Consider the following 6,764-nt stretch of genomic DNA (forward strand, 5'->3'; position numbering starts at 1 on the left):
TACACAACCGCGGTATGGCGCAGCCTGGCGCCGGGCCCTAGCGGATATAATCGAGGCTCTGTTGCAGCATTTCAGGCGTTACCAGGACAACACCCCCGGGAGAGACCTCGAAACGGCGCCTGTCCTGCTCCACGTCAACCCCGACAACGGTGCCTGCCGGCAGCGCGCAGCCGGTCTCGATGACGGTTTTGTGGATCTGGCAATTCGGGCCGATCACCACCCTCGGCAGGATGACGGAGTCGGTAACCCGGGAAGACTCTTCCACCCGGACGTTGGAGAAAAGCACGGAATGCCGAACAAGAGCGCCGGAAACGATACACCCGCTGGCGATCATTGAATCCACGGCCATGCCGCGACGGTCATCGTCGTCAAATACGAACTTCGCCGGTGGCGCCTGGATCTGGTGTGTGCGTATGGGCCACTGGGTGTCGAACAGGTCCAGTTCCGGCACCACGCCGATCAGCTCCATGTTTGCGGCCCAGTAGCTGTCCAGTGTCCCGACGTCGCGCCAGTAGGCCCGGGTTCCGTTCTGATTGCGGAATGGGGCGGCATAGACACGGTCCCGCTGGACCGCACGCGGCAGGATGTCCTTGCCGAAGTCATGCTCGGATTCCGGCTCCTGGCTGTCCTGCAGCAGGCGTTCAATCAGGTAGTCCGCGGTAAAGACGTAAATGCCCATGGACGCCAGTGCGTATCCGGGTTGCTCAGGGATGGGCTGGGGCAACGCCGGCTTTTCCGCGAAGCCGCACACCCGACCGTCTGGCTCGATTTCCATGATGCCGAACGCGGTTGCCTCAGCCAGCGGCACCTCCATGCAGCCGACCGTGACATCGGCGTGGTTCTCGACATGGGTGGCGAGGAGGGCACCGTAGTCCATCTTGTAAATATGGTCGCCGCCCAGGATGAGCACGAACCGGGGGTCGTGGGCGCGAATAATATCGACGTTCTGGAATACCGCATCGGCTGTCCCGTTGTACCAGCCTTCATTGGTGCGCTGCTGGGCGGGCAGAACCTCCACAAACTCCCCCAGTTCCCCACGCATAAAACCCCAGCCCAGGCTCAGATGACGAATCAGGGAATGGGCCTTGTACTGGGTGAGCACCCCGATCCGTCGTATACCGGAATTCACGCAGTTCGACAGCGCAAAATCAATGATGCGCATGTTGCCGCCGAACGGCACCGCGGGCTTCGCACGCTCCGTCGTCAGGCCGCCCAGCCGGGTGCCTCGGCCACCGGCCAGAACCAGAGCCAGGGTGTCCCGGGTCATGGCGCTGACAAAACGCTCGGGGAAAGAAAAGGTCATGCTAGCGGCGCCATTCCGCCCGCAGGAGCTGGCACTCGTCCCGCCAGGGGCACTCCAGCTCGTCACAGTTGAAACGCAGTTCTGTCGCAAAGCACGGCACCTGTCCCGCAGCCGCCTGCTGTGCCCATATATCCCAGCGACGGGCGGTTCGGGTGCCCAGCCGTCCTTTTTCCGGAGTGCACCGACCCTGTGCGGATCTGCCGTGATCTATCCACTTGGCTCGCATGTCGGTTTTCTCCTGGTGCATCGCAGCTGGAGCAGCCCGTCGGCTACCGGGATATTCTCTTCTGCCATTCTAGGCCGGACGGGAGATCGCGGCGTTGACGCGCATCAACCGAAAGGAGATTAGTCGGCCATCCCCACTCTGACAAGAATCCACATATGCGCATAATATATATTATGTTAAATAAAGGATTTGGGCACACAGTTATGCACAGCCTCCTCGCTGCATGCCCGCACCGGCCCGATGGCCCCTGTCGCCTTGCGTCTTCAGCGCCCGCCTCTTGCCCGCCGCAAGCCTGACGGTCATGATGCTCGCCACCCTGTTCCCTGCGGCAATGGCGGACTTAGCTCATGAGCCACAAACTTCATGTACACAGTGAACAGCGCGCCCTGCGCTGGGCGTTGTTCGGTTCCCTGGGATTTATCGCGCTGGCGCTGACCTTTGCCTTGCTCACGCGCTCGGATGCGATCCTGTTTGACGGGATTTATTCCTTGATCGCGTTTTGCGTCGCGCTGTTGACGCTCAAGGTTGCGCGCCTGGCCGAGCGGCCCGACGACGACCGGTTCCATTTCGGCTATACCTCGATGGAACCCGCACTGAATCTGTTCAAGGCGCTGTTTATTCTGGTGGCCTGCACCTGGGCCTGCGTTGAGGCCGTAAAAAGGCTGATGCTGGGCGGCAATCCCGCGGAGTACGGTCTGGCCACGGTCTACGGCGCCGCCGCCACGATCGGCTGCTTGCTGGTGGCCTGGCTGATGGCACGTGCCGGGCGCCAGACCCGCTCCGACCTGGTTACCGTGGAGTCCCGTACCTGGCTGGTCGATGGCCTGCTCAGCGCCGCGGTTTTCGCCGGATTCCTGTTTGCATGGCTGCTGGAAGGCTCAAGCTGGGCGCACTACGCCCCGGTGGTCGACCCCCTGCTGCTGATCGCCATCGTCACGGTCGCCCTGCCCGTTCCCCTGGGGATCCTGCGCGACAGCCTGCGGGAAATTTTGTGGATGGCGCCGCCCGAACCGCTGGTCAGCGATATTGAACAGCAGCTGCTGGAGAGCCTGGCCGATGTGGAGACCGACCGGGTCGAAGTGCGCGTTACCAAGCGCGGCCGCAATACCTACCTACTGGTGCACGTAGTGGTCGGAGAGAACTTTCGTCTGGCATCAGTCGCCGATCTGGACGCGATTCGGTATCGCAGTGAGACCGCGCTCAAAACCTGGCGGCCGGAAATCGTCATGGATATGTTGTTCGTGCGGGATGGCTCGCTGGCGGACTGACTGCATTGCGACGCTGCGCAACGCAGCTTGCCCCGCAAGACTTGCAAACTATTGCATATGGACTGCGGGCGCGCACCAGCCTTGCCCTCGCCCTTGCCTAGCCGATTTTCAAGCCGATGATAGCGATGCGGTCGCCCTCCAGTTTCTTCACCACAAACTGGACGTGCCCCAGGGCCACCCGGTCACCCACCACCGGCTTCTGGTGGAACTGGCGGTTGATAAACTCGCCCACGGTCAGCGCGCGCAATGGTTGCGGGACCTCGAAGCCATACATCTGCGACAGGTCCGCCAGTCGGGCATCGGGCTTGAGCACGAAACTGCCGAAGAATTCGGCGACTTCGCGTTCGCGGTCGGTGCGGCTCGCGGCCGGGGTGAACAGGCGCGCCAGTGCCGGGGTTCCGCCATCGGTGCCCAGCACCATGACGTGATCGTCGTCCTGAATGGCCTGCTGCTGCCACTCTTCCAGCAGCACCCCATGGCGCACCAGTCCCACCAGCTGGGCGCCGCCGGACAGGGGCAGGCGCGCCACCGACATGCCAATTGCGGGGCTGCCCCCCACTGCCTGGTACACCAGCAGTTCCTTTTCCTGGTCATCGGGTATCTTCAGCACCAGGTGCTCTGGTTCTTCCAGTACCGGGGGTACCTCGATACGCAGCCAGCGGGCGATGGGCGCGATAGTCCACCCCTGTAGTACCAGCGACACCAGGACCACGAAAAAGGCCAGTTCAAAGAAGGTCTCTGCCAGCTCCAGCCCGGCCAGGGACGGGAACAGGGCCAGGATGATCGGCACCGCTCCGCGCAGTCCACACCAGCTGATGAACACCTGCTCACGCCAGGGGAAGTGAAACGGCAGCAGGGCGAGCAGCACCGCTACCGGTCGCGCGACCAGTATCAGCGCGAGCGCTATCACCAGGGCGGGCAGGACCAGGGGTATCAGGCTGCTGGGAGTGACCAGCAGGCCCAGCATCAGGAACATGCCGATCTGGGCCAGCCAGGCTATGCCATCGTGAAAGCGACGGATATCCTTGGCGTGCGGCAGGGAGGCGTTGCCGACCAGGATGCCCACCAGGTAAATCGCCAGAAAGCCGCTGCCACCCCAGAGATTGGTAATGCCGAAAACGCTCATGCCGCCAGCCAGCGCCAGCAGCGGATACATGGACACGGGCAGTGGCAGGCGCTTGAGCAGTTGGACCAGCACGTAGCCCCCGGTAAAACCGATTGCGACCCCCAAGCCCATCTGCTCCGCGAATGCGCCGAGAATCTCGAAGCCGGGATTCTCCGGCCGCAGTACCAGCAGCTCCACCAGGGTAATCGTCAGAAAGATCGCCATTGGGTCGTTGCTGCCGGACTCGATCTCCAGTGTCGCACTGGTACGCTCCTTCAAGCGCAGTCCCGCCGAGCGCAGCAGGCCAAAAACCGCGGCGGCGTCTGTGGAGCCGACTATGGCGCCGATGAGCATGGCCTCGAGCCAGGGGAACCCGAGGACGAACTTTGTCGCGAGGCCGGTGATCCCCGCGGTGACGACCACGCCCACCGAGGCCAGAGACAGGGCCGGGCCAAGGCTGACCCGGAAGGTGTCCCTGCGCGCTCCCTGGCCGCCGTCGAAAATGATCATGGCCAGCGCCAGGCTGCCGAACAGGAAGGCCTGGCCGAAGTCGTTGAAGCGGATACCGCCGACGCCCTCTTCCCCCGCCAGCATCCCCAGCACCAGAAAGATCAGCAGTACCGGCGCGCCCACTCGCCGCGACAGCCCGCTCGCAATCACGCACAGTAGCGCCAGTACTGCGCCCCAGAAAATCAGAGAGTTGGTGAGCTCTATGGCCATCATGCTGTGTACATTCGCTTTCCCCGGCGTAATCTCGGCATAGTACACTACCGCAGACCGCTGTCAGTGGCCCGGCGGGAACGTAACGCCGGGGGCGGGGTCAAAATCGGCCAGCGTTGCTTGCCGACAGTTGTTGGACGGCCGGCGACGGCGCGTTACACTTGAGCATCGAAACAGCGGAGGTAAAATCCTTGACCACAGCCATAGTACGCTCAGTCACCCGTCCCGGCTGGCTGCCCGTCACCTTAGGCACTTTGCTGGCGGCGCTGGCACTGTCGACGGTTTCCCTCCCGGCTTTCAGTTCCATTGGTTACACCGACAGTCAGCGGGAAACCATCGTTGAGCTTGTGGAGCAACTGGAGCAGCGCCACTACGCCAAGCTCACCTACGACGATCAACTCTCTTCCATGCATCTGGACAACTACATTGAAAGCCTGGATGCCGGCAAGATGTTCTTCACCTCCACCGACCTGGCGGAGTTCGAGCGCTATCGGCGGAGCATGGATGAAGAATTGCATGCGGGCAGCCTGGAAGCGGGCTTTGCCATTTTCAACCGCTTCCAGCAACGTCTGGAGCAGCGCCTGTCGTCTATCGTGGACAATCTCGAAGCCACGGTGGCGGCGATGGACTTCGCCATCGAAGAGGATTATTTCCTGGACGGTGAGGCCCGCCCCTGGGCGGCCGACACTGCCGAGCTCGATGATCGCTGGCGCCGCCACCTGAAGAACCAGGTGCTGAGCCTGCGTTTGGCGGAAAAAGATGAAGCGGAGATTGTACCCACTCTCGCCAAGCGTTATCGCAACCAGCTGAAGCGGGTCAAGCAATACAATCACGAGGACGTGTTCGAGATCTACGCCAACGCCCTGACCGAGCTCTACGATCCCCACACCAACTACCTCTCGCCGCGCCGGTCCGAGAACTTCAACATCAACATGAGCCTGTCGCTGGAGGGTATTGGCGCGGTGCTGCAGATCGAGGACGAGTATACCAAGGTGGCGCGGCTGGTCGCGGCTGGCCCCGCGGACAAGCAGGGGGAGCTGCGCCCCTCGGACCGGATTATCGGCGTTGCCCAGGGTGAGGACGGCGACTTCGAGGATGTGATCGGCTGGCGTCTGGACGAGGTGGTGGAGCTGATACGGGGTCCGAAGGATTCGACCGTGCGCTTGCAGGTTATTCCCGCCAAGTCGCCTACGGCTGATATCCGCAAGGAAATCACCATCGTCCGCAACCAGGTCAAGCTCGAGGAGCAATCGGCACAGAAGGAAATTCTGGAGGTCCCCGCCGGCGACACCATGATGAAGATCGGGGTGATCGATATCCCCGCCTTCTACATCGATTTTGACGCCATGCGCCGCGGTGAAGAGGAGTACAAGAGCACCACACGCGACGTGCGCAAACTGCTGGGCGAGCTGCAGGAAGATGGGGTGGACGGTATTGTCATCGACCTGCGTCACAATGGAGGCGGGTCCCTGCAGGAAGCCAACGAGCTGACCGGACTGTTTATCGAATACGGGCCGACGGTGCAGATCCGGCATTCCTCCCGTCGGGTCTGGCGCGACGGCAAGCGCGTGCGCACACCCTACTACGATGGCCCGCTGGTCGTGCTTATCAACCGGCTCAGCGCCTCCGCCTCGGAGATTTTTGCCGGCGCGATCCAGGATTACCAGCGCGGCATTATTGTCGGTGACCGCTCCTTCGGCAAGGGCACCGTGCAAACCATGGTCCCCCTGACCGAGGGCCAGCTGAAACTGACGGAGTCCAAGTTCTACCGGATATCCGGGGACAGTACCCAGCACCGTGGCGTGGTGCCGGATGTCAGCTTCCCGTCCCTGTTCGACCCCGAACAGATCGGCGAGAGCGCGCTGGATCACGCCCTCAACTGGGACCAGATCAATCCCGTGCGGCACCGCCGCTATGACGACGTCGCGTCAGTCATACCCGAGATCACCGAGATGTTCAGGGACCGCAGTATCAATAACCCCGAGTTCGTGTACCTGGAAGAACAGGTCGGGCTGGCAGACGAAGCCCGCTCCATCAAGTCCCTGCCGCTCAACGAACAGGCCAGGGTAGCCATGCGGGAAGAGCAGGAGCGCAAGGCCCTGGCAATTGAAAACCGCCGCCGCGCAGCGCTGGGAGAGGAGC

The 6,764-nt window shown here is 62.4% G+C and carries 4 protein-coding genes; 2 read left to right on the forward strand and 2 right to left on the reverse strand.

The annotated features are described in order from the left end of the window. Positions 1–37: 37 nt before the first annotated feature. The gene (gene glgC, locus RJQ10_RS05030; RefSeq protein WP_350144256.1) at positions 38–1,303 is read right to left on the reverse strand and encodes a glucose-1-phosphate adenylyltransferase; all 1,266 of its coding nucleotides are present in this window, start codon (positions 1,301–1,303) and stop codon (positions 38–40) included. A gap of 573 nt (positions 1,304–1,876) precedes the next feature. On the opposite strand from glgC, the gene RJQ10_RS05035 reads away from it, so the two are divergent. Next, positions 1,877–2,797, forward strand: coding sequence for a cation diffusion facilitator family transporter (locus tag RJQ10_RS05035; protein ID WP_350144258.1), 921 nt, complete (start codon positions 1,877–1,879; stop codon positions 2,795–2,797). A 97-nt stretch (positions 2,798–2,894) separates the two neighbouring features. Here the strand turns inward: RJQ10_RS05035 and RJQ10_RS05040 are convergent, their stop codons facing one another. Next, positions 2,895–4,625, reverse strand: a complete 1,731-nt coding sequence (locus RJQ10_RS05040; RefSeq protein ID WP_350144260.1) for a potassium/proton antiporter — start codon at positions 4,623–4,625, stop codon at positions 2,895–2,897. A gap of 188 nt (positions 4,626–4,813) precedes the next feature. Here RJQ10_RS05040 and RJQ10_RS05045 point away from each other — a divergent pair. Continuing rightward, positions 4,814–6,764 (forward strand): carboxy terminal-processing peptidase (locus RJQ10_RS05045; protein ID WP_350144262.1); only part of this gene is annotated, 1,951 nt, incomplete at its 3' end.

The sequence above is a fragment of the Haliea sp. genome (genome assembly GCF_040222615.1).
Classification (GTDB): domain Bacteria; phylum Pseudomonadota; class Gammaproteobacteria; order Pseudomonadales; family Halieaceae; genus Haliea.